Here is a 22,805-nt window from a genome sequence, read left to right on the forward strand (position 1 = left end):
GAGGAGGTTGGGACGGCGTCTGGGGCAGGGGCGCGCTGGGCGATTGCGGACGTGTGGTATGTTCGTCCGTCGGCTGCGACCGGTGCCTTCCTGCCGTGAGAGACGGTGCCGAAATGTGAAGGTGGACACGTTTTCGTCCGATCGGTCGCCTCGGTTTCCTGTTTCGGCGCCCTCGATGCTAGAGTTTTCTCTTGTTCGCGCGAGTGGCGGAATTGGTAGACGCGCTGGCTTCAGGTGCCAGTGGCCGCAAGGTCGTGGGGGTTCAAGTCCCCCCTCGCGCACAGCGAACGAGAAGCCCCTCACCGGGACCCGCACAGGGTTCGGTGAGGGGCTTTTTCGTGTTCGCGGATAGTTCTCTGTGCTTTCGGCACACTTTCGGCTGAACAGCCCAGTTCTGAACCTGGGCTGTTCAGCCGAAAGTGTGCCGGAATGCGTGGCGAAAGCGCTGACCATTGACCGACCATTGGTGCGCGCGGCGCGTCGGAGTCAACCCTCTTCGGAATCGGCGGCCGCACTCTCGTGCTGCTTCACTCAGTGCCCCGCTGGCCGTGCTCGTGGTTCTGCTGCCACCGCCGGCATTCGCAGCGGCCGTCGGTGCAGACAGCGCTGCGATGGATTGAGCGACGACCGCTGTACGGGTGCGGTGGCGGTCGGGGCACCGCCATCGTCGCGACGGCGGCTCCTACGGTGCAGCGCAGCGGTGAAAGCGAAATCTCTGTTCCTTCCATCGACGCTGCGGAGTAGGATTGAGTCCTACTAGAAGTGGGGGTCTTATCGTGCGGACGACGAAGCAACTGAGCATCACTCTCCCGAACAACATGGCGGAGGCGTTGAAGGAACGCGTCGCGTCTGGCGCATACGCGAGCGAGAGCGAGGTCGTACGTGACGGTCTGCGTGCCCTGTTTGCCCGCGAGGATGCGGTCGAGACCTGGCTGCGCTCTGAAGTCGTCTCCTCGTATGACGAGCTGAGGGCCGACCCGTCACAGGCGATCAGTTCGGAGGACATGCGCGAGCACCTTGCCCGCGTGCATCGGGATCGGCTGGCCGAAAGCGGCTCGTGATCCGCGCCGTCGTCTACTCGCCCCGCGCCAGCGCGCAGCTGACCGATCTGTATGAGTGGATCGCTGAGCAGTCCGGATTCCCGGATCGGGCGGAGGGGTACGTGGCGGCGATCTTCGACTACTGCGACAGCCTCGCGGACTTTCCGATGGTGGGCTCGGCTCGGGACGATCTGCGACCGGGATTGCGGACGATCGGGTTTCGCCGCCGCGTGGTCATCGCCTTCGCGGTGACCGATGAGACGGTCGAGATTCACGGCATCTTCTACGGTGGCCGCGACTACGAAACACGCCTTCGCGACGCCACAGACTGACACCATTCATAGGCCCTGTGATGAGCCACTTCTTCGCGCAGACTGCTTCATGCTTTCGGCACACTTTCGGCTGAGCAGCCCAGTTCCGAACCTGGGCTGCTCAGCCGAAAGTGTGCCGGAATGCGTGGCGCTCGCGGGGGAGGGCCACCGTGTGCGAGAAGTGCTCGTTCAAGCCGAAGCGCGGGTGGGCACGTTCGTGAGGAAGTTCGTTCAAGCGGGAGCGCGGTCGAAACTCGTCGTTCAAGCGTCAGCGCGGTCGAAGCACGTCGTTCAAGCGGGAGCGCACTTTTCGAGCCGTGTACGACTCGAAAAGTGCGCGCCGCCTTGAACGACGGGACTTCGTGTGTGAAGTGGCGACGAGGGGGCTGGATCTGGCGCGGTGGCTGGCGCTGTGCCGACCTGCGTTCGGCCTCAGCTGCGTTCGTAGACGCGAGCGCGGCCCTTGACCCCGGCGAAGCGGAACGGCGCCGAGGTGACTCGCGGGGTCTCGACATCGTCGGCGCTTCCGAGCACCGTGGAGTGCAGCGCACGGTAGGCCTCGACGCTCAGCGGGACGCGGGCATCGAGGGCCTCCGCGACGTCATCGCGGCGCGACCGCGAGGCATAGCCGGGCAGGACGCGTCCGGTGAAGAACTCGCTCGCGCTGCCCGAGCCGTAGCTGAAGAACCCGATGCGACGCCCTTCGAGGTCGTCATCGTGATCGAGCAGGGCGGCAAGCGCTGCGAACACCGAGGCGGTGTAGGTGTTGCCGAGACGGCGGTTGTACAGCGTGCTCGTCGCCAGGCCCGTATCGCGGGGCGTGCCGGGCGCCTCCCCGGCGGCGCCATGTCGATCGGCCGATGCGGCGTCCTGCCCACCGGCCGATGCAACGTCCTGCGAGCCCACCCGTGCGACGCCGTCGGCACCGATCTCCGGGAGGTCGCCGCTGAGTTCCTCGCCGGCATGCTGCGCGAGGTGGAGCTGGGCCTTCTTCGCCATCTTCGTGAACGGCTGGTGGTAGAGGATCCGGTCGATCTCGGCAAGCGCCGGTCCTCCCTGCGCCTGCAGGTCGTCCCACGCTCCCGACAGAGCGTCGAGGTACGCGGTGACCGAGAGTCCGCCGTCGACGATCGCCGTCGTCGAATCGTTGGGCCGCCAGAAGTCGTCGACGTCGGCGGCGAAGAGACCGGAGACCTGCTCGATCTCGATCAGCCGCGGATCGGCGGACACGAGCATCGCCACGGCACCGGCACCCTGCGTGGGCTCACCGGGGGAGTCGAGTTCGTAGCGGGCGACGTCGGAGGCGATGACGAGCACGCGCTCGCCCGGGTTGCGGCTGACGATGCCGATCGCCGCCTGCAGTGCGGCGGTTCCCGCGAAGCAGGCTTCCTTGAACTCGGTGACCCGGACCTGCGAGGGCAGGCCGAGCAGCTTGTGCACGGAGATCCCCGCTGCCTTCGACTGGTCGATTCCCGACTCCGTGGCGAAGAGCAGAGTGCGAATGCCCTCGGTGCCGCACCGTTCGATGATCGGGGCGGCCGCGGCCGCACCCATCGTGACGGCGTCCTCGTCGGGGGCGGGGAAGCTGAACTGATCCTGGCCGAGTCCGAGGCGGAACTTGTTCGGATCGGTTCCGGTCGCCTCGGCGAGGGTGGAGAGGTCGACCACGTGATGCGCGGTGGCCAGTTCGATGTCGTCGATGCCGATCGGTCTCATGCGGCTTCGCCTTCCTCTCCTCGTTCCATGTCAGCCTTGCGTTCCATATCCAAGTGGGTGGACATGAGCTCACCCGGGTTCGTCTGCGCGGCCAGCAGGGACAGCTCCCCGCAGAGCACGGTCGCGGCCATGAGCGCGGCCAGGCGGCGCGAGTTCGCACCGGGCTCGCGGTCCTCGCGGCAGCCGAGTCGCTCCAGCGCCTCGTCCACGTGCGGCAGGTCCTTGCCGTTGCCGACGGTGCCGACGATGAGGTGCGGCAGCGTGGTCGTGAAGTACAGGCCCTCGGGACGGGCCTCCGCATACGTGATGCCCTGCGAGCCCTCGACGATGTTCGCCGCATCCTGGCCCGTGGCCAGGTAGAACGCGAGCAGCATGTTCGCGTAGTGCGCGTTCGCCGAGCGCAGCGCACCGGCGATCGTCGAGCCGACGAGGTTCTTGCGGATGACGAGCTCCGTCATCTTCTCCGCGCTCGTTCGCAGGCGGCGCTCGACGACCTCGTGGGGCAGCAGGATCTCGGCGACGACGTTGCGCCCGCGCCCGAGGATCCCGTTGACGGCGGTGGCCTTCTTGTCCGAACAGTAGTTGCCCGACACCGAGCCGTAGTCGAGCCCGAGCCGCCACGACAGGATCCGCTCCATGAGCGTGTCCGAGGCCTGCGTGACCATGTTGTGGCCCGAGGCGTCGTTGGTGCGGAACGCGAAGCGGACGAAGAGGAGGTTGCCGACGATCTCCGGGTGGATCTCGATGAGTCGGCAGTGGTTGGAACCGGCGGCGACGACGTCCTCGAGTTCGGGCATGCGGTGCCGGATGGCCTGCGCGGCCGCCTCGGCGCCGATCGCGGATTCCGCGACGAAGAGGACCGACCGGGTCATCCGCTCGTCGACTATGACGGTGCGGATGCCGCCGTCGATCTCGCGCGAGATCGAGGCCCCGCGGCCGACGGAGGGCCACAGCGGGGTTTCGTACGTCGCCAGGGGCACGGCCACCTCGGTGTGGGTGCCGGCCGGGGCCAGCGCATCACCGCTGACCCGCAGGGGACCGACCCAGCTGGTCGGGATCCCGGTGGTCGTGATCTGCTGATTCACAGCTGATTCCTCCTCGAATGGTCATCGGCGCTCGGGTGGGCATCGGAGCGGTGCGACAGCGCGGTGACGTCGATTCCGCGCAGTCGGCAGAATTCGCCGAGGCGGCCCCGCGTGAGCACGTCCGTGGCCGTGAGATCCGCGGACCGCTGCGCCCCGAGCAGGGCGAACAGTGCCGAAGTCTGAGTCTGCCAGGTGCGGATGAGTTCGACGAGTCCGTCCGGTCCGTGGTCGAGCACCGTCTGCAGGAAAGTGCCGGCGACGCCGACGGCGCGAGCCCCGCAGGCCAGTGCCTTGACGACATCATAGGGGTTGCGCACCCCTCCGGAGGCCAGGAGGACGCGGGATGAGACGGTGTCGCTCGCGGTGGCGTCGTCTCCCGCGTCGGCGTCTGCCCGCTCGCCCGTCCATTCGGGCGGGGCGTCGAGCAGGCAGGCCAGGGCGGACTGGCCGAAGCCGGTGAGCATGGAGAAGTCCTCGGCCGGTGAGCGGTCGTTCTCGATGCGCAGGAAGTCCGTGCCGCCGGCGCCGGAGACATCGGCGAAGCGCACGCCGATCTCGGCGAGCTGGATCAGGGTGCGTCGGCTCAGCCCGAAGCCGACCTCCTTGACGACGACGGGGACGGGGCAGGCGGCGACGATCTCCTCGAGCCCTGACAGCCAGGTGGAGAAGTCGCGGGTGCCCTCGGGCATCGCGGTCTCCTGCACCGGGTTGATGTGCAGCTGGAGCGCATCGGCGCCCAGCAGCTCGACGGCGCGACGGGCGTCATCGGCGCTGCGCCCGGCACCGAGGTTGCCCATGACGAAGCCGTCCGGGTTCTCCTCGCGGATGACGGTGAAGCCCTTCGCGGCCTCGGCATCGTCAAGCGCCACACTCATCGACCCGCAGGCCATGGGCAGGCCGGTCTCGGCGGCGGCGATGGCCAGCTCCCGGTTGATCTTCGCCGTGGTCTCGGTGCCGCCGGTCATGCCGTTGACATAGAAGGGGGTCGGCCAGGTCCAGTCGCTCAAGTTCACGCTCAGGTCCACGCGCTCCGGACTGGTGCCAGAGAGCGCATGGTGGACGAACTCGAGGTCGTCGAAGTCGGTCCGCCGTGGGCCCTCTGTCTGCTGCGCCGAGGCGAGACGGACGTGGTCGTCCTTGCGGGTCGCGCGGGAGGCCTTGGTCGCAGGCGACTCGGTGGCAGGGGTCTCAGAAGTCATCGATCTCGCCTTCCTCTCGGTGTGCTGACAGGGGCAGGGGGCGGATGCCCTCGGCCTCCCAGCCGGTGAGGATCGCCTGCGCATCGGTGTGGTTGGGGGCCAGGGCGATGCCGCAGTCTCCGCCCCCGGCTCCGGAAGGTTTTGCGGCGGCACCGTGGTCTTCGGCGATCTCACAGAGTCGACGCAGGGTCTCGGTCTCGATGAGGCTGCCCGAGGTGAAGCCGAGGCGCTGCAGCAGGGTTCTGGCCCTGCCGATGGTCTGCAGTGCCTGTTCGGCATCATCGTCGTCGCAAGCGGCGACGAGGTCGTCGACGAGAGCGTGGGACTCGGCGGTGAAAGAGGCGAAGGGGCGCGGGTTCGCATCCGCGGCGGCTGGAGCGTCGGCCCCGGGGGCTGCCCCGGTGCCGGGCGTGTGGACGCGTTTGACGAGGTGTTCGGTCGAGGCCGGCGATCCCGTCCACCCGACGAGGAGGTCAAGCGAGCTCGGCGGAGTGATCCGACGTGCCGAAAAACCGGCCCAGTCCGAACACTCGAGCGCGGAGACGACCCCGTGTTCCTCTCGATGCGCGCGCAGTGCTGCCCGGTCGGGGGAGGAGTAGCGGATCCACCCGCCGAAGGTGCTCGCGGCGAGGTCTCCCCCCGAGGCGTTCGGGGAGATCGCGATGGTCGCGAGCAGGGCCAGCCTGAAGCGTTCGGTGGGCGTGAGCTCGAGGGAGTAGAACCGGTCGAGAGCGGCGATCGTCGCCACCGTCACGGCTCCCGAGGAGCCGAGGCCGAATTTGCGGCCGTCGGCGTCGTCGAGTTCGCTGGAGATGTTGAGATCGAAATAGCGTGGGGCCGCACCGCGGGCGGCCCGCAGCTCCTCGACGGCGGCGATCGCGGAGAGCACATAGTCGGCGGGACGGTGTTCGAGGACGATGGCCTCGCCGTTCTCCTTCCGCCGCCACACCAGCGGGGCCTGCCCGTATTCGCTCGAATGGATCCGCCCGGCGCCTTCGCTCTCGGTCAGCCGCACCGTGATGCACCGGTCGACGGCCACGAGGACCGCCGGCTGGCCGGGTGAGACGACAGCGTACTCACCGGCGATGTAGAGCTTTCCGGGCGCCCGAGTCTCGATCATGCCCGGCTGCCTTCGCCTGCGGCAGAGGTCTCGCCCGCAGCAGGAACCGCGTCGGCATCGGTGAGCAGGTGGGCGCCGGGGCCGGGGCCGACGACCCGCACATCACCGAACGCGGCGAGCTGCCCGGCCAGCGCCTCGGCCTCAGGCGGGCGGACGATGACGGCGACATTCGGACCGGCATCGGCGGTCGAATAGGCCTCGATACCCGACTCACGGGCCTCGGCCACAGCATCGAAGATCGCATGGCTGGTCGGGTTGAGGAACCGGATCGGGGGAACCGTGGACTGAATGAGCCCGTGCATGCGCAGGGCGTGGGATTCGGTGATCTCACCGATGCGGGTGAAGTCCCCGGCGGCGCAGGCGGCGACCATCTGCGTGAGATAGTCCTCCGTCGAGGACACCCACCCGGAGTAGAACGGTGAGGTCGCGGCGGTCAGACGCATCGCCTCGCGGGAGGACACGGCCTTCCGGGCGCGGTTCACGGTGACGATGATCATCCGCATGTCCGGTGCCGTGATCGATTCGGCGAAGGAGGAGGCGTCGTCGCCGGCATGCCACACAGCCATGCCTTCGGCCACGGATCGGCACGCCGATCCCGAACCCCGGCGGGCCAGACGACTGAGGTCCCTGGCGTCGAGGTCGAGGTCGAAGGCCGCGGCGGCCGCGATCGCCAGGGCCGCGAAGCCCGAGGCCGAGGACGCCAGACCCGCACCCGTGGGCACGGAGTTCCGCGAGCGGACGAGGACGCGGTCCTCGCGTCCGGCGAGGGCGCGGACGTGATCGAGGAAGACGGAGATCCGTGAGGTCTGTCCGCCATCGGCCACTGCGCCGTCGAGCTCGAGGACGTCAGCCTCGGCGTCGGGGGCGGGCACGACCGTGGTCGTGGTCTCGAAGTGGTCGAGGGTCAGCGAGAGGCTGCCCGCTGCGGGCAGGATGAGGTCCTCGTCGGCCTTGCCCCAGTACTTGACCAGGGCGATGTTCGGATAGGCCCGCGCCGTCGTCGCTCTCATGTCGGTCTGACCTCCGTCGTCCAGGTGCGTGGTGCTCCCGCGGCGCGCATCGCATCCGCGAGCTCCTCGGCAGCTTCGTCGCCGTCGGCCAGGGCCAGCACGCAGCCGCCGAGGCCGCCGCCGGTGAGTTTGGCGCCCTTGGCTCCGGCCGCGGTGGCGGCGTCGACGAGGGAGTCGAGAGTCGGAGTCGAGACGCCGAGGCTGCCGAGCAGTTCGTGCGCCTCGAGCATGTGATGGCCGATCGTCACCCGATCACCCGCGCGGATGTCGTCGACGGCGGCCTCGCTGAGTGCGGCGAGACGGTCGATCATCGCACCGACGCGCACCGGATCGGCGTCGTGCCGGGCCCGGACCCCTCCCACGGCCTGCGCGGTGGAACCGGGCCGACCGGAGTCGGCGAGGACGAAGACGAGCGGAGAGCCGACCTCGATGGGACGGGCGGAGTGGTTCTGGAACCGGATCGGCCAATCGGCGGCCACAGCCCAGGCGTCGATGCCGCTGGGCCGGCCGTGGGCGACGGTCTCAGCGGTCTGGACGATCCCGTGGAGTGCCGCCGCATCGATGTCGACTCCGCGCAGATTCGCGACGGCGCGGGCGATGGCGGTGGCCACGGCGGCCGAGGAGCCCAGGCCGCGGCTGTGGGGGATGCCGCTGCGGATGCGCAGCTCGACGACAGGGTGCGCGTGACCGGACTCAGAATCGTTGTTCGTCGAGTCAGCACCGTTCTTCGTTTCGCCGTCTGCGTCGGCGGTGGCCGCGAACGCCGCCTCGAGGGCGGCGACGACCGGGCCCATGCCGGCCGGGGCGGTCGAGACGGTGCCGGAGAACAGTTGGGATTCGATGCGCGATTCGGGCCCGGAGATCTCGAACAGGTCCGCCTGGACGCCGAGGCCGTGGAGCGGAACCGCAAGCGCCGGGGCACCATAGACGACGGCATGCTCACCGAAGAGGATCGCTTTCGCGTGCGAGTGACCCTGCGCATCGGGGATCGTGACGATCGGCTGAGTCTGCGTCGTGGGGCCGTCGGCAGGGCCGGGTTCGGTCAGTGGAGGATTCGGCATGCAGATGAGTTCCGGGGTCGGGGCGCGGTGTGGGTGGAGCCGCCTAGATTCGACGCAGCCGGGAATCGGGTGCGGTTCTGCGTTTCGGTCATGACCGTCCCATCATATGCCGAACCCCCGCCACGGCCGAAGACGAGGGGCATCCCAGGTGGGTCAGTGTTGCCAACGCCACTATGCGGTCTGAGGCAACTGTGCCGTGCGACACCTACTGACGAGTACGTCCCAGCGTCTGGCTTGTACGTCCCAAGGTCCATCCGGCCGCGGCATCCTGATCGTGCCAGAAGCGTGCGAAGCGGCCCCCGGCGGCGAGCAGCGCATCGACGGTGCCGTCCTCGACGACCCGACCGTCGTCGAGGAAGATCACCCGGTCGGCGGTGCGGATGCTGCCGAGCCGGTGGGCGACGACGATCCGGGTCCGCGGGGTCGGATCGGCGGTGAGTGCCGCGACGATCGCCGCTTCGTTCTCAGTGTCCAGCGCACTCGTGGCCTCGTCGACGAGGAGGATCGGCGCCGGTTTGAGCAGCGCGCGGGCGATCGAGACGCGCTGGCGCTCGCCCCCGGACAGGGCGGTGCCGCCCTCACCGACCTCGGCGTCCCAGCCGCCGGGGACCCGGGCGAGGAGTTCGTCGAGGCGGGCGAGCCGGGCCACCTCGTCGATCCGCTGCTCGGTCGCTTTCGGATGTCCGGTGAGCACATTTGCCCGCAGCGACCCGTCGACGAGGTACGGGTGTTGGAAGACGACCCCGGCCAGCGCATGCCGGGCGGTCACATCGAGATCGGCGAGGTCGACGCCGTCGACGAGCACGCGCCCGGCACTGGGTTCCTGCAGTCCGGCGATGAGCGAGAGGATCGTCGACTTCCCCGATCCCGAGGGGCCGACGATCGCCGTCGTCGTCCCGGGTGCGAACTCGAGGTCGAGGCCGGCCACGACCTCGGGGGAGTCGGGAGCGTACCGGAAGGCCACCTCGGCGAGGGTGATCCCCGGCGCCGAGGCGGCCGACGCCTGCGTTTGGGACTGACCCCGGGCAGGGGAGGTGTCCGTGGGGGTGACGGCTCCAACGATCGAGCCCGCCCCGACGGTGGGGGCGTCGAGGACGGTGCGGATGTTGCGCAGGACCCCGGTCGTCGACTCGATCGCGGCGGACAGGCCGGCGAGCGCGGTGAACGGCTCGAGGTAGCGGATGATGACGACGATGAGCGTGATCGCCTCGGGCACGGAGATCGTCTCGGTGACCGTGAGGGAGGCGGTGGTGCCGGCGAGGACGAGGAGCGCGAGCTGGGAGGCGAGGCCGAAGAGGACCTGGCCGGGGATCTGGAGGAGGAGAACGCGGATGGCGGCCCCGTGCTGGCGGCTCAGGGCGGTGCCGACGAGGCTGCGCTCGGTCTCCGTGCGACGGGAGGCGCGCAGGGCCTGCTGGGTGCGGGCGAATTCGAGGACGCGTTCGGTCAGGGCGGAATTCGTCTCCGCGGCCACACGGTCGGCGCGGCGGCCGATCCGTGCCCCGCCGACGAACGCGGCGAGCAGGATCGGGACCCCGATGAGCGCGGCGAGCGCGAGCGGACCGGAGATCGGGATGAGCGCGATCGCGATCGCGATGGGCAGAAGGACTCCCGAGAGCAGCGGGGTGAGCAGGTAGACGACGATGCCGACGAGGTCGGGCCCGGTCGCCGCGATCGCCTGCCTGGCCGTCGCCGTGTTCGCGGGTGTGAACCAGCTCAGGCGGATCCGGGAGAGCTGGTCGGTGACCGCGTGCTGGGTGGAGTCGAGGAGGGCGAAGCCGAGATCCATGCCGATGCGCGAGATCACAGCGTCGATCGCCCACCCGGCAGCCGTGGCGGCAGCGAGGAGTCCCAGCCACGGCCAGGCGCCCGCCGGGTCCGGACTGAAGAGGGCGCCGATGAGCGGGACGAGGGCGACCGTGCCGAGCGCACGAAGGATGACGCTGATAAGAGTGAGGGTGAGGTGGAGGTACATCCCGCGGTGCCGTTCGGCCGGCAGGATCGCGAAGAACGTGCGGATCATCGGGCGGCTCCTTGGGTGCGCGGGGCGGTCGCCGAGGCGGGTTCGCGGGCGTCCCAGAGCCTGCGGTAGCGCCCGTCTGCGGCGATGAGTTCGGTGTGCGTGCCGGACTCGGCGACTCTCCCGTGGTCGAGGACGACGATGCGATCGACGTCGGTGATCGTGTGCAGCCGGTGCGCGATGACGAGGACGGTACGCCCGGCTGCGAGCCTGCCGAGCGCCTGCTGGACGAGGTGCTCGGACTCGGGATCAGCGAACGCTGTGGCTTCGTCGAGGACGAGGACGGGAGTGTCGGCGAGGATGGCCCGGGCGATCGCGAGCCGTTGCCGCTCGCCGCCGGACAGGGCCGCCTCGGCGTCGATGACGGTGTCATAGTCGGCCGGCAGACGCAGGATCCGGTCGTGGATCTGTGCCTGCCGGGCCGCGGCGATGATCGCATTCTCGCTGGCCTCGGGCACGGCGAGGGCGATGTTCTCGGCGACGGTGCCGTGGACGAGCTGGATGTCCTGGAAGACGAAGCCGACACGTGTGTAGAGCTCGTCGCCGGGCAGAGTCCGGAGGTCACGACCGCCGATGCGCACGGCGCCCTCGGTGACGTCGTGGAACCGGGCGAGCAGTGCGGCAAGTGTGGACTTGCCCGAGCCCGAGGGGCCGACGAGGGCGGTGACCGTTCCGGGTTCGAGGCGCAGCGAGACGCCGTCGATGACGGGCACGCCCGCACGGTAGGCGAAGCCGACATCGTCGAACTCGACGAGGCCGGGGGCAGGGGAGGCTTCCCGCGCCGAGGCGGGTGTGTCCTTCTCGTGCGGCTGCACCACCTCCAGCTCCTCCTCGTCGAGGGTGTTCTGGATCCGGCGGGCGGCGAGAAGCCCGGTGCTCAGCCCGGACAGGCCGTAGCCGATGCCGAGCAGTCTCGCGCCGAAGGTCGTGCCGAGGAAGAGGAACGGCAGCAGGTCGATCGGGTCGATGGAACCGGCCACGGTCAGCCAGGTGCCGAGGGCTGTGATGATGAGCAGGTAGGTCGCCGGACGGTTGACGAGGTCCATGACCGTCTTGAACGTGGTGAAGGGCCGCTGCCAGTCGGTGAGGAAGCGGACGTACTCGTCGAGCTGGGAACGGAACCGTGAGGCCGCCGCCCCGCCGAAGACGCGGATGACGGGCTGACCGGCGAGGTAGCTGCCGGCCTCGACGTTCATCTGCTCGGCCCAGGTCAGCGCCTGCTTCGGCTTCGTGCCCGACTGGATGAGCATGATGTACATCGTCACGATGTAGACGAGCACGGGCACGAGGAGTGCGAGTGCGATCCGCCAGTCGACGACGAAGAGGTAGACGAGGACCGCGACCGGAGCGATCACGGCCTGCACAGCGTCGGACACGGCATGCGTGACGAGGTAGTGCAGGGCCAGCGTGTCGTCCTGGACGAGCTGTTTGATTCGGCCCGATCCGCGGTCGACGAACCAGCCGAGCGGCAGCCTGGCCATCGTCGTGAGCAGACGCCGGCGCAGATCGCGTTCGAACCGGGCGTCGACGAGGTGGAGCCAGAACAGCAGCGCCGCCGAGAGCACGACGCCGGAGCCCATGAGCGCGACCGCCCAGATCCCCGTCGCCCACAGGGTCGCGGAGCCCGCGCCGGTGAGCAGCTGCCGGGAGAGTTCGACGAGGAGGACGTAGGGGGTGAGCTCGACGAGGGTGACGATCGCCTGGAGGATCCCCGCGATCCACAGGGTGGCCTTGAGCGGGGCGATGAGCCGCCCTCCCGCGTTCGCCCGCCACGACCCCTTGGGTGCGGCTGGGGTGTGCTCGGCCGCCTCGGCGGGGGTGTCGTCCTTCTTCTCTCCGCGCATCTTGCCGAAGGCGCGGCCCTCGTACCAATACGCGCGGGCGGTGATCTCGGACTTCGGGAAGCCGAAGTCGTCCTTGAGCCTGGCGCGGAGGGCCTTGAGGGACCCGGACTCGGGGGCGGTCCAGACCCGCCAATCCGACCAATCGCGGGACTCGATGGCCGCGGCCAGGGAGGAATCGCCTCGGCGGGGGACCCAGTGCACGGCGGCGCGGGGATGGTCGGCCAGAGGGATGAGCCGGTCGGTGGCCTCGTGCTCCTCGAGGTAGACCTCGACGGGCACCTCGGCGGGGATCGCCTCGAGGATGGAGTTGATCGCCGGGATCGACGCGGAGTCTCCGATGAGGAGGTAGCCGGCGGGCAGCTCATCGGGGACGGTGAACACGGTCGAACCCATCGAGGCGACCTCGACCCGGGTGCCCACGGTCACGGATTCCGCCCACGCCGAGGCGGGACCGGCAGGTTCGTGGAGGACGAAGTCGACGGCGAAGGTGCCGGCGTCAGGGTCTGCCTCGGTGATCGTGTACCCGCGCTGATGTTCGAAGTCGGGGTCGGCGGGGTCGGGGAACCAGAAGCGCAGCCACGCGGTGGGTCCGAGCTCGGCGTCGGTGAAGACCGTCGGCGAGGTCATGCGCACGCGAATGAACTTCGGCGCGAGGCGTTCGACCTCGATGACCTCCGCCTCGTGGTCGCGCAGACCGAAGGCGGACATGATCGCGCCGTTGAAACCGCGTTTGGCCATCAGTGGTCCTCTGTTGTCGTGGTGGGGGATGCTGTTGCGAGGGTGGGAGTGCTCGCCGCCAGGACGGCCGAGTCGAGCTCGGCGATCACTTCGGCGACGTCCCGACCGGGTGGGAGGAGGTCGACGATGCTGCGGACGGTGACGGCGAGCATGAGTCGGGAGTAGTGGGATGTCTCGAGCTGCGGGAGACGGCGATGGGCCTCCCACAGGCGATGGTCGGCGCGCATGCCGTCGATCGCCTCTTCGCGCTCGGCGTCCCAGCCGGCTGACCTGGCGCGTTGGGCGTCCTCGGCGGCGGCGTGGCCGATCGCCTGGGTGGCGACGGCGCTGGAGAGGACGATCGCGGCGTCGGTGGAGTAGCCGCGCCTCTCCAGAGCGGCGGTCTCTGCCGACAGGAGTGCGCGCCCGCCTTCGCCGCGGGGGAAGAGGGTCTGGACGTAGGTGACGAGTCCGGGGTGGGCGACGACGAAGTCGTAGAGGGCGATGCCGAAGGCCAGCAGCTGGGTGGGGACGTCGTGATCGGGGTCCTCGGGGAGGACGAGGTCGGCGAGCAGACTCTCACCGACGGCGCGCTCGAGCCCCCACCGGTTCTCGACATGGCGGTACAGCGCCGTGGAGCTCACGCCGAGGCGGGACGCGACAGCACCGAGGCTGAGCTCGCGCAGGCCGATGTCACGACCGGCGGTGATGATGTCATCAAGCTCGATCTGCCGCGGTCTGCCGCCGATGCGCATGGGTCCTCCTGACAGTGGTGAGCATCAAAGTTGATGCCAGTAACTAAGGGTAGGCTAAGCGCAATGATTCGGCAATGGGGGCGCCCACAGACGGTCGGAGCTGCTTTCGGGCGGGCGCTCGCCTCAGCGCAGTCGTGCCTCGAGATACTCCCGCTCGGCAGGATCGGTCGTGAGCTCAAGGGCACGCCTGTATGCCGCGGCGGCGTCGCACGTCCGGCCGAGGCGGTCGAGCAGATGCGCCCGGAGCACCCAGGCCGGCTGGAATGCGGTCACGCGCTTTGCGCCCCGTATGCCAGAGTCGCCCGTGTCGTCGGGGCCGTCCCTGTTGTCGGTGCCGAGGCTGAGCGCATCGAGGGCGGCGAGGCCGGCGTCGGGTCCGTCCACCTCGGCGAGGACGGCCGCCCGGGAGACCGATCCTCCGAGGCTCGGTGCGAGCGATTCGAGGTCGTCGTGCAGGCGCAGCAGCATCGGCCAGTCCGTCGTCCCGGTCCGGACCCCGGCCATGTGGAGGAGCTGGATCGCCGCTTCGAGCCCGAAGCGGCCGACATGTCCGCAGCGGTAGACCTCTTTGAGGTGATGTTCGCCGGATTCGGTCAGTGTCCGGTCCCACAGCGCCGGGTCCTGCTCGGTCAGGGGCACGAATTCTCCGGCCCCACCTCGGCGAGCGGGGAAGCGTGCGGCCGAGAGGTGGATGAGGGCGGCCAGCCCGTGCGATTCGCCGTCGCCGGGGCACAGGCGTGCGAGCAGTCCGGCGAGGTAGGCGGCCTCGCCGACCATCCCGGCGCGTGGGCTGGGCGCCGCGTGCGCCCACTCGATTGCGAAGGCTCCGTAGATGGCCTCCTGCACCTCCGGCAGGCGGGACTCGAGATCGAGCCGATCAGGGTGGCCGAAGCCCACGCCGAGCGCTGCGACCCGTTTCTTCGCCCTGGTCAGACGTGCCGAAACGGTGGCGACCGGCAGTGCCATCGCCGAGGCGATCGCCTTCGCGGTCATCCCCATCACCGCCGAGAGCATGAGCAGCGGCCGCGCCGGCGGATCGATGTCCGGATGTGCACATACGGCAAGGAGTTCGAGACGACGGTCGGGCAGGGCATCGGGATCGTGGTCGGCGGGATCGACACCGAGGCGGCCCTCGTCGTCTTCGCCCCGGGTGCCGGCGTGATCGAGGTGGTCGAGGAGCTCGTCGTCGAGCGCGGTCGACGTCCGTGTCGCCGCCGACTTCCACACGTCTCGGCGGGCATTGAGCGCCACCCGATAGAGCCAGCCCTCGGGATTCCCGGGCGGACCCTCGGCCCGCCACGCGGTGACGGCACGTTCGAGCGCGGTGGCCAGCGCATCCTCGGCGCCGGAGATGTCTCCGTCCGCCGCCGCGATGAGGGCGATGATCCGGCCCCAGCCATCCCGGGACAGGATCATCGCCCGATCGGCAGGATCGGTCAACCCTGCAGGGTCGGTCACGGACGAGTCCACTGACCGTCGACGAACGAGGTGGCCGCGGGGCGGACCTCGATGGTCCCGTAGCTCGTGCCGGGGAACTTCTCGGCCCAGGCCAGGGCGGCCTCCTTGTCGGCGACATCGATGACGACGACCCCGGCGAGGGTCTCCTTCGCAGCGGCGAAGGGACCGTCCTCGATGACGACCTCTCCGGTCTTGCGGGTCACGGTCGTCGCGGTCTGGGCCGGGGTGAGCATCTCCCAGGCGATGAAGACTCCCGCCGAGGTCAGCGCCTGGCCGAAGTCGTCCATGAGACGCATCATCTCCTGGATGTCCTCCTCGGTCGGGGCAGGGCCGTCGGCGCCGGGGTCGGGGGCGTGGAAGATCAGTGAGTAGCGCATGGCTGTGCTCCAATCGGTCTGCGGCGGCCGGATTTCGGTCGCTCACAGGGAAGACGATCGAATCCTCGTCGATTCGACACCGTGGCACAGATTATTCCCGAAGTTGTTCCCGGTGATCGTGATTCAGTCCCGATGGGCGTCGGGCTGCCGTGATCGGAAACGCAGTCCTCACACCAGGCCGGTGTAGACGGCTCCGGGGTTGAAGATGTTGTCCGGGTCGAGCGCCTGCTTGATCCGATGGTTGAGTTCCATGACGTCGTCGCCGAGGTAGGGCGCCAGCCACGGTGCCTTGAGCCGGCCGACGCCGTGCTCGCCGGTGATCGTCCCGCCGAGCCCGGTGGCCAAGTCCATGACCTCGCCGTAGGCGATCTGCGCCCGCTTCTGCTGCTCCTCATCCTTCGGATCGACGACGAGCAGGGGGTGGGTGTTGCCGTCACCGGCGTGGGCGATGACCGCGATCGTGACACCGCGGTCGGCAGAGATCTTCTCGATGCCGAGCACCAGATCCCCGAGCTTCGGCAGCGGCACCCCGACGTCCTCGAGCAGCAGCGCGCCCTTCTTCTCCACGGCGGGGATCGCGATCCGCCGGGCGGTGACGAAGGCCTCGCCCTCCTCGGGGTCGGTGGTGAGATAGCACTCGGAGGCGGCGTTGGCGGTGCAGATCTCCTCGATCAGGGCCGCCTGCACGCCCGAATTCTCCCCGGGTTCGTCGGACTGGATGACGAGCATGCCCTCGGCCTCACGGTCGAGGCCCATCTTCAGTTCGTCCTCGACGGCGTTGATCGAGGGCTTGTCCATGAACTCGAGCATCGAGGGCCGCATGGCCTTCGCGATATCGAGGACGGCCTGCGTGGCATCGGCGAGCCTGCCGAACATCGCGACCACGGTCGTCGGGGGCAGCTGGGCGGGGATGAGGCGCAGGGTCACCTCGGTGATGACGCCCAGCGTTCCCTCGGAGCCGACGAAGAGCTTCGTCAGGGGCAGACCGGCGACGTCCTTGAGCCTCGGTCCGCCGAGCTTGACCGCCCGGCCATCGGCGAGGACGACGGTCATGCCGAGCACATAGTCCGTGGTCACACCGTATTTCACGCAGCACAGACCGCCGGCGTTCGTGGCGATGTTGCCGCCGATCGAGCAGAACTCGAAGGACGATGGGTCCGGCGGGTACCACAGGCCGTGTTCGGCGGCCGCGGCCTTGACCTCGGCGTTGAATGCGCCCGGCTGCACGGTGGCCATACGGGTGACGGGGTCGATGGTGATCTCGCGCATCCGGTCGAGCGAGAGCACGATGCCGCCGTCGATCGCCGAGCTGCCGCCCGACAGACCCGAGCCGGCCCCGCGAGGCACGATCGGGACCTTCGCCTCGGCAGCGATGCGGACCACCGTCTGCACCTCCTCGGTGGACGTGACTCGGACGACCGCGGCCGGCACTCCGGCATCAGGATCATTCGCGCGGTCCCAGCGGTAGGCGTCCATCGAATCGGGGTCGGTGATGACCGCCGCATCCGGCAGAGCGGAGGTGAGTGAGGAGACAACATCCATGCGCTCGACGTTACCAGGATCACATTCGCCGATGCGGCCCCGGTCCAGGGTGCGGAGGAGGCGTCGGCTGGGGCGCAGAGGATCCGCGTCAGTCCCGCGCAGTACTGTGGGGTCATGACCGATGCGCCGCCCGCCGCCTATGTGCTCGGGACCGTTCCCGGTCCGCGCGGCGACGGCGGGCAGGTGGGCGTGGTCGCGCTCGATCGCTCGGGTGCGCAGATCGACCGAATCGACCTCGCCGAGGAGGCCCTGCCCGAATTCGTCCGCGACCGGGAGGGCGCGGGCCAGGGGAGTGCAGCGCCCCCGCCGAGGTGGATCCTCAGTGACACCCCGAAGTGGTTCCCACAGCTGCTGGCCGCGGGAGTGGGAATCGAACGCTGCCACGATCTGCGCCTGACCCATGCGATCCTCACCCGCTCCGAGCTCGTCACCGACCCGGACCCGCTTCGCGCCGCAACGGACTGGGATGCCGCACCCACCGGTTCAGAAGGCGAGACGCAGGCGGCCGCGCTCTTCGAGGTCGAGGCCGGACGCGGGCACATCCGACAGGTGCCCCACGATCTCGAGTCCGCTCTGGCCGAATACGACCGGCAGAATGCCGTACTCGAGTCCGCGAGCGACCCGGGGCGGCTGCGGCTGCTGCTCGCCGCCGAATCGGCCGGCGGCCTGGTCGCCGCGGAGATGCGCGCGGCCGGTGTCCCCTGGGACGAGGTCGAACACGACCGGATCCTCACCGACATCCTCGGGCCCCGCCCGATCCGCGACGGGAAGCCCGCGAAGATGCTCGCCCTGGCCGACCGGGTGCGGGAGGCCCTCGAGGATCCGCGAGCGAACCTCGACTCCCCGAACCGGCTGCTGTCCTCCCTGCGCAATGCCGGCATCAACGTCGCCTCGACCTCGAAATGGGAGCTGCGAACGAGCGAGCATCCGGCGATCGCACCGCTGCTCGAGTACAAGAAGATGGCCCGGCTGCTGAGCGCCAACGGCTGGCACTGGCTCGATGAGTGGGTCGATGACGGCAGGTACCGACCCGTCTACGTGCCCGGCGGAGTCGTCACCGGCAGGTGGGCGGCCAGCGGGGGAGGAGCCCTGCAGATCCCGCGGCAGCTGCGCCCCGCACTGCGGGCCGACGAGGGGTGGCGGCTCGTCTCCGCCGACGTCGCCCAACTCGAACCCCGAGCGCTCGCCGCGATGTCCGGGGACCGGGCGATGGCCGAAGCTGGACTGGGTCGGGATCTCTACTCCGGACTCGTCGAGGCCGGGGTCGTCGCCACCCGGCAGGAGGCGAAGATCGCCGTGCTCGGGGCGATGTACGGTTCGACGACCGGTGAGGCCGGGGCACTCGTGCCCCGCCTGCGGCAGAACTTCCCCGCCGCCATGCACCTCGTCGACACCGCCGCCGAGGTGGGGCGCCGGGGCGGGGTCGTGTCCACCTGGTTGGGTCGGACCTCCCCGGCCCCGAGTGAGGGCTGGCAGCGCCTGCAGCAGGCGGAGAACCGCTTCGACGCCAGCAGTGCCGATGAGCAGCGCGCCCGTCGGGCCGCCGGTGACCAGGGACGATTCACCCGCAACTTCGTCGTCCAAGGCACCGCTGCCGAATGGGCACTGGCGTGGCTGGCCGACTTGCGGCTGCGCCTGGCCCGACTGCCTGCGATCGATGGTGATGGAGATTCCAGCGCCCGCCCGGCGGCCGCCTCGGGGCCGGTGTTCTCCCGGCGTGCTCACCTCGTCTTCTTCCTCCATGACGAGGTCATCGTCCATGCCCCGGCCGAGCAGGCCGATCAGGCGGCAGAGGAGATCAGGGCGGCGGCTGCCTCGGCGGGGCGACTGCTCTTCGGTGATGCCCCCGTCGACTTCCCCCTCGACCTGAGCATCGGAGAACGGGCGATCAAGGAGTAGGTCCGGCGCGCCGTCGTGCAGGGACCCGACGCCCCGGGATGAGCCGGGCAGAATTGAGGATGAACGCGGTCTCGCTGCCGACGTGGATAAACGCTGCGGCGACGGGGCTGAGCAGGCCGAACGCGGCGAGGACCATGCCGATGAGATCGATGGCGATCGTGCCGATGAAGTTGACCATGACGATCCGGCGCGCCCGGCGGGCGACGCCGACGGTGTGGATGAGATCGCCGAGATCGGAGCTGATGAGCACCACGTCGGCCGATTCGCGGGCGATGTCGGTCCCCGATCCCATCGCGATTCCCACATGTGCACGCGCCAGGGCCGGGGCATCGTTGATACCGTCGCCGACCATCGCGATGCCGTGTCCGGCCGCGCGTTCGGCATCGATCGCAGCAAGCTTCTCCTCGGGCAGAAGTCCGGCCCGGACATCGTCGATCCCCAGCCGGGCGGCGACAGCATGCGCGGTGCTCGGCTGATCGCCGGTGATCATCATCGTGCGCAGACCCATGCGGTGCAGCTGCGCGACGGCGTCCTTCGCCGTCTCCCGTACTGCATCGGCGATGAGGATCGTGCCCGCGTACGTGCCGTCGATGCCGACGTGGACCTCGATTGCGCCGTTCGCTGAGGTGTCGGGCGTCAGAGCCGGGCCGTTGGGGACGAGGGTGCTGTTGCCGACCGCGACTGCCTGGCCGGCGACTGTCGCGGTGACCCCGCGGCCCGGGAGGTAGGCGAAGTCCTCGCACTGTCCCACCGGCAGGCCGCGCTCCTTCGCCGCGGCGAGGATGGCTCGGCCAAGCGGGTGTTCGGAGTACGACTCGGCTGTGGCGGCGAGGATGAGGAGCCGATCGGCAGAGTGCGGGCTCTCGGCAACGCGCACCTCGACGACCTCGGGGGCACCGGTCGTCAGGGTGCCGGTCTTGTCGAAGACGACGGTGTCGATTCCCGACAGTGCCTCGAGGTGCGCCCCGTCCTTGACGAAGGCACCCGACCGGGCGATGCGCGCGATCGCGGCGAGGACGGCCAGCGGAGTTCCGGCCGCGATGCCGCACGCCCCGGCCACCACGACGACGGAGATCGTCGCCGTGAGATCGCGAGTGAGAAGATACGTGATGACCGCGCCGATGAGGGCCAGGCAGACGAGCCACGCGGCGAGCCGGTCGGCAAGCCGCTGGGCAGGCGGTTCGGACGACTGGGCCTGCTCGACGGCGGCGATGATGCGGCCGAAGGAGGATTCGGCGCCGACCCGTTCGGTACGGATCTCCAGTGCCCCGACCTGGTTGATCGAGCCCGCAAAGACCTCGTCGTCGGTCGTGACATCCACGGGCAGCGGTTCTCCGGTGATGCGCGACTGGTCGAGCGTCGACGTGCCGAGCGCGACCAGCCCGTCGACGGGAACCCGCCCGCCCGGTCCGACGATGACACGGTCACCGGGGGCCACCTCGGCGAGGGGAATGGTGACGATGCCGTCGGCGCGGCGAACCTGCGCGGTCTCGGGCAGGAACGACATGAGGTCGGTGAGGGCGTCGCGTCCGCGGTCCATCGAGAGGTCCTCGAGGATCTCCGCGGCGAGGACGAACGCGGTGATGACCAGCGACGTCGTCCACTCGCCGATCGCGGCGGCCGCGACGATCGCGATGAGCATCGAGGCCTCCATGCTCATTCGTCGGTGGATGACGTCGTCGAGGGCCTCGGCGGCGATCGGCCAGCACCCGACGACGATGCCGATGACCGCGATGACCGGCACGGCAGGCCACGGCCACGTCAGTCCGAGGGCCACGGCCACCGCGCACGCGGCGACGAAGAGGGTCCGGGCGAGGTCGCCGCGGTCGATGCGCGAGAACAGTCCCGACGCCGAGATGGTCGCCCGGGTCTCGTCGGACGTCAGGGCATCGGCACTCATCGTCGGTTCGTCTCGTCTGCGCCCGCGTTGTCAACGCCCGCCCCGGCGGTGGATCCGGTGCGGGAGGGATCCGCGGTGATCGTGCCGTCGGTCCCGCGGTGATGGGCCGGCGCTCCGGACACGACATGTTGGGCCTGGAAGACGGCGTGGGCGACGAGTTCGCGGGCATGTTCGTCGATGAGGCTGTAGAACGAACGGTTGCCCTCTGGTCGAGCGGCGACGATCCTGCCCCACCGCAGCTTGGCGAGATGCTGGGAGACGACGGTCGGGGGCTTCCCGACCGCCTCGGCGAGGTCGTTGACCGACTTCTCACCGTCGCGCAGGGCGAGGATGATGCGGACGCGAGTCGCGTCGGACAGCAGAGTGAACACTTCCGCGGCGAGGTCCGCGTACTGGCTCTCGGGATCGAACGTGCATTTCTTAGTATCTGCGTTCATGCTTAGATACTAAGATTCATGAGTGGGGATGGCAAGGGTATTCCCGTGTGACAGGGCTCAGAGAACAATGTGAAGTGAAACATCAACGCTCGTGCATGGAATAAATCGTGTGGCCTCGTCGCTGGACGTCCTGGACCGGCGTCGACACCTCGATGCCGGGGCGCCCGGTCGGGATTCCGCACCGGAGATGCCCACCATCAGAGCCAAGCAACTCAAGGAGAGCTCATGCCCATCAGCGTCAAGGCACTGCAGAAGACGGGACCGGACCAGCCGTTCCGTGTGGCCACGATCGACCGTCGGGATCCGCGACCCGACGATGTCGTCATCGACATCAAGGCGGCGGGCATCTGCCACAGCGACATCCACACCATCCGCAACGAATGGGGCGAGGCTCACTTCCCGCTCACCGTCGGCCACGAGATCGCCGGCGTCGTCGAAGCCGTCGGTGAGAACGTCACCGACTGGAAGATCGGCGACCGCGTCGGGGTCGGCTGCATGGTCAATTCGTGCGGCGAATGCGAGGAATGCCTGGCCGGGCAGGAGCAGAACTGCCTCAACGGCAGCGTCGGAACCTACAACGTCGAAGACGTCGACGGCACGATCACGCAGGGCGGGTACTCCCAGAAGGTCGTCGTCAACGAACGCTTCGTCTGCCGGATCCCGGATGCGCTGGACTTCGACGTCGCCGCCCCGCTGCTGTGCGCGGGCATCACCACCTACGCCCCGCTCAACCGCTGGGGTGCGGGTGAACAGAAGAACGGTGCGCCGAAGAAGGTCGCCGTGCTCGGCCTCGGCGGACTCGGCCACATGGGCGTGCAGATCGCTGCGGCCATGGGCTCGCAAGTGACCGTGCTCTCGCGCACCCTGAAGAAGGAGAAGGCGGCACTGGGTCTCGGCGCGACGCGGATGCTCGCAACCACGGAGGACGACTTCTTCTCCTCCCACCGCGGCGAGTTCGACCTCATCCTCAACACGATCAGCGCAGACATCCCCGTCGACAAGTACCTGCGCCTGCTGAAGCCGCGCGGTGTCATGGCCGTCGTCGGCCTGCCGCCGGAGAAGCAGCGGTTCTCCTTCGGCTCGGTCATCGGCGGAGCCAAGGCGATCGCCGGATCGAACATCGGCGGCATCGCCGAGACCCAGGAGATGCTCGACTTCTGCGCCGAGCACGGCATCGCCGCACAGATCGAAACGATCCCCGTCACCGAGGCGGACGCCGCCTATGATCGAGTCGTGGCCGGTGACGTGCAGTTCCGCGTCGTCATCGACACCGCGAGCTTCGATGAGGTCGAAGCCGTCTGAGATAGGCCGTGA

General features: G+C 69.2%; 18 protein-coding genes and 1 tRNA gene. 5 read left to right on the top strand and 14 right to left on the bottom strand.

The window, feature by feature from the left end; all coding sequences use genetic code 11:
• Positions 1-197 precede the first annotated feature (197 nt).
• The 3 genes from J9314_RS00275 to J9314_RS00285 all read left to right on the top strand — a co-directional run bounded on the left by J9314_RS00275 (position 198) and on the right by J9314_RS00285 (position 1,372).
• A tRNA-Leu gene (locus J9314_RS00275) sits at positions 198-281 on the top strand.
• A 495-nt stretch (positions 282-776) separates the two neighbouring features.
• Entirely contained in the window at positions 777-1,061 is a 285-nt protein-coding gene (locus J9314_RS00280) for a ribbon-helix-helix domain-containing protein (RefSeq protein ID WP_210603902.1), read from the top strand.
• Positions 1,058-1,372, top strand: coding sequence for a type II toxin-antitoxin system RelE/ParE family toxin (locus tag J9314_RS00285; protein WP_210603904.1), 315 nt, complete (start codon positions 1,058-1,060; stop codon positions 1,370-1,372). Before J9314_RS00280 ends, J9314_RS00285 begins: the two co-directional genes overlap by 4 nt.
• Positions 1,373-1,783: 411 nt before the next feature.
• Here the strand turns inward: J9314_RS00285 and J9314_RS00290 are convergent, their stop codons facing one another.
• The 12 genes from J9314_RS00290 to J9314_RS00345 all read right to left on the bottom strand — a co-directional run bounded on the left by J9314_RS00290 (position 1,784) and on the right by J9314_RS00345 (position 17,255).
• Positions 1,784-3,067 carry a hydroxymethylglutaryl-CoA synthase family protein gene (locus tag J9314_RS00290; protein ID WP_210603906.1) on the bottom strand — a complete coding sequence of 428 codons (1,284 nt, stop codon included), beginning with the start codon at positions 3,065-3,067 and terminating at the stop codon, positions 1,784-1,786.
• The gene (locus J9314_RS00295) at positions 3,064-4,152 is read right to left on the bottom strand and encodes a hydroxymethylglutaryl-CoA reductase (RefSeq protein ID WP_210603908.1); all 1,089 of its coding nucleotides are present in this window, start codon (positions 4,150-4,152) and stop codon (positions 3,064-3,066) included. Before J9314_RS00295 ends, J9314_RS00290 begins: the two co-directional genes overlap by 4 nt.
• Positions 4,149-5,351, bottom strand: coding sequence for an isopentenyl-diphosphate delta-isomerase (locus J9314_RS00300; protein WP_210603913.1), 1,203 nt, complete (start codon positions 5,349-5,351; stop codon positions 4,149-4,151). Before J9314_RS00300 ends, J9314_RS00295 begins: the two co-directional genes overlap by 4 nt.
• Positions 5,341-6,471 (bottom strand): phosphomevalonate kinase, encoded by a 1,131-nt coding sequence (locus J9314_RS00305; protein ID WP_210603915.1) that lies wholly within the window; start codon positions 6,469-6,471, stop codon positions 5,341-5,343. Before J9314_RS00305 ends, J9314_RS00300 begins: the two co-directional genes overlap by 11 nt.
• Positions 6,468-7,481, bottom strand: a complete 1,014-nt coding sequence (mvaD, locus tag J9314_RS00310) for a diphosphomevalonate decarboxylase (RefSeq protein ID WP_210603916.1) — start codon at positions 7,479-7,481, stop codon at positions 6,468-6,470. Before mvaD ends, J9314_RS00305 begins: the two co-directional genes overlap by 4 nt.
• A complete protein-coding gene (gene mvk / locus J9314_RS00315) occupies positions 7,478-8,542 on the bottom strand; it encodes a mevalonate kinase (RefSeq protein ID WP_210603918.1) in 1,065 nt (354 codons plus the stop codon). The genes mvaD and mvk overlap by 4 nt, the downstream gene beginning before the upstream one ends.
• A gap of 205 nt (positions 8,543-8,747) precedes the next feature.
• On the bottom strand, positions 8,748-10,565 hold the full coding sequence (locus J9314_RS00320) for an ABC transporter ATP-binding protein (protein WP_210603920.1): 1,818 nt from the start codon (positions 10,563-10,565) through the stop codon (positions 8,748-8,750).
• Positions 10,562-13,144, bottom strand: a complete 2,583-nt coding sequence (locus J9314_RS00325) for an ABC transporter ATP-binding protein/permease (RefSeq protein WP_246490531.1) — start codon at positions 13,142-13,144, stop codon at positions 10,562-10,564. The genes J9314_RS00320 and J9314_RS00325 overlap by 4 nt, the downstream gene beginning before the upstream one ends.
• Positions 13,144-13,878: a TetR/AcrR family transcriptional regulator gene (locus J9314_RS00330; RefSeq protein WP_210603922.1), complete on the bottom strand. Its 735-nt coding sequence runs from the start codon at positions 13,876-13,878 to the stop codon at positions 13,144-13,146. The genes J9314_RS00325 and J9314_RS00330 overlap by 1 nt, the downstream gene beginning before the upstream one ends.
• A gap of 123 nt (positions 13,879-14,001) precedes the next feature.
• On the bottom strand, positions 14,002-15,336 hold the full coding sequence (locus J9314_RS00335) for an RNA polymerase sigma factor (RefSeq protein WP_246490532.1): 1,335 nt from the start codon (positions 15,334-15,336) through the stop codon (positions 14,002-14,004).
• Positions 15,333-15,713, bottom strand: a complete 381-nt coding sequence (locus J9314_RS00340) for a YciI family protein (protein ID WP_210603924.1) — start codon at positions 15,711-15,713, stop codon at positions 15,333-15,335. Before J9314_RS00340 ends, J9314_RS00335 begins: the two co-directional genes overlap by 4 nt.
• Before the next feature lie 168 nt (positions 15,714-15,881).
• A complete protein-coding gene (locus J9314_RS00345) occupies positions 15,882-17,255 on the bottom strand; it encodes an FAD-binding oxidoreductase (RefSeq protein ID WP_210603926.1) in 1,374 nt (457 codons plus the stop codon).
• Positions 17,256-17,369: 114 nt separating this feature from the next.
• Here J9314_RS00345 and J9314_RS00350 point away from each other — a divergent pair, with 114 nt between their 5' ends.
• Entirely contained in the window at positions 17,370-19,154 is a 1,785-nt protein-coding gene (locus J9314_RS00350; protein ID WP_210603927.1) for a bifunctional 3'-5' exonuclease/DNA polymerase, read from the top strand.
• On the opposite strand, the gene J9314_RS00355 is transcribed toward J9314_RS00350, so the two are convergent.
• Together J9314_RS00355 and J9314_RS00360 are read right to left on the bottom strand one after the other, a co-directional pair.
• Positions 19,144-21,054 carry a heavy metal translocating P-type ATPase gene (locus tag J9314_RS00355; RefSeq protein ID WP_210603929.1) on the bottom strand — a complete coding sequence of 637 codons (1,911 nt, stop codon included), beginning with the start codon at positions 21,052-21,054 and terminating at the stop codon, positions 19,144-19,146. The two genes, J9314_RS00350 and J9314_RS00355, sit on opposite strands and share 11 nt — an antisense overlap.
• The gene (locus J9314_RS00360; RefSeq protein ID WP_210603930.1) at positions 21,051-21,491 is read right to left on the bottom strand and encodes an ArsR/SmtB family transcription factor; all 441 of its coding nucleotides are present in this window, start codon (positions 21,489-21,491) and stop codon (positions 21,051-21,053) included. Before J9314_RS00360 ends, J9314_RS00355 begins: the two co-directional genes overlap by 4 nt.
• A 225-nt stretch (positions 21,492-21,716) precedes the next feature.
• Between J9314_RS00360 and J9314_RS00365 the strand changes: the two genes are divergently transcribed.
• Complete coding sequence (locus J9314_RS00365) at positions 21,717-22,793, top strand: NAD(P)-dependent alcohol dehydrogenase (protein WP_210603932.1); 1,077 nt, start codon at positions 21,717-21,719, stop codon at positions 22,791-22,793.
• The last annotated feature ends 12 nt before the right edge of the window (positions 22,794-22,805 follow it).

Origin of the sequence: Brevibacterium oceani, assembly GCF_017948325.1 — a bacterium.
In the GTDB taxonomy this organism is placed as follows: domain Bacteria; phylum Actinomycetota; class Actinomycetes; order Actinomycetales; family Brevibacteriaceae; genus Brevibacterium; species Brevibacterium oceani.

Bases quoted from the DNA above. Each gene is read 5' to 3' on its own strand.
- J9314_RS00290 (WP_210603906.1), bottom strand. From the start codon at position 3,067: ATGAGACCGATCGGCATCGACGACATCGAACTGGCCACCGCGCATCAC.
- J9314_RS00300 (WP_210603913.1), bottom strand. From the start codon at position 5,351: ATGACTTCTGAGACCCCTGCCACCGAGTCGCCTGCGACCAAGGCCTCC.
- J9314_RS00305 (WP_210603915.1), bottom strand. From the start codon at position 6,471: ATGATCGAGACTCGGGCGCCCGGAAAGCTCTACATCGCCGGTGAGTAC.
- mvaD (WP_210603916.1), bottom strand. From the start codon at position 7,481: ATGAGAGCGACGACGGCGCGGGCCTATCCGAACATCGCCCTGGTCAAG.
- mvk (WP_210603918.1), bottom strand. From the start codon at position 8,542: ATGCCGAATCCTCCACTGACCGAACCCGGCCCTGCCGACGGCCCCACG.
- J9314_RS00320 (WP_210603920.1), bottom strand. From the start codon at position 10,565: ATGATCCGCACGTTCTTCGCGATCCTGCCGGCCGAACGGCACCGCGGG.
- J9314_RS00325 (WP_246490531.1), bottom strand. From the start codon at position 13,144: ATGGCCAAACGCGGTTTCAACGGCGCGATCATGTCCGCCTTCGGTCTG.
- J9314_RS00330 (WP_210603922.1), bottom strand. From the start codon at position 13,878: ATGCGCATCGGCGGCAGACCGCGGCAGATCGAGCTTGATGACATCATC.
- J9314_RS00340 (WP_210603924.1), bottom strand. From the start codon at position 15,713: ATGCGCTACTCACTGATCTTCCACGCCCCCGACCCCGGCGCCGACGGC.
- J9314_RS00345 (WP_210603926.1), bottom strand. From the start codon at position 17,255: ATGGATGTTGTCTCCTCACTCACCTCCGCTCTGCCGGATGCGGCGGTC.
- J9314_RS00350 (WP_210603927.1), top strand. From the start codon at position 17,370: ATGACCGATGCGCCGCCCGCCGCCTATGTGCTCGGGACCGTTCCCGGT.
- J9314_RS00355 (WP_210603929.1), bottom strand. From the start codon at position 21,054: ATGAGTGCCGATGCCCTGACGTCCGACGAGACCCGGGCGACCATCTCG.
- J9314_RS00360 (WP_210603930.1), bottom strand. From the start codon at position 21,491: ATGAACGCAGATACTAAGAAATGCACGTTCGATCCCGAGAGCCAGTAC.
- J9314_RS00365 (WP_210603932.1), top strand. From the start codon at position 21,717: ATGCCCATCAGCGTCAAGGCACTGCAGAAGACGGGACCGGACCAGCCG.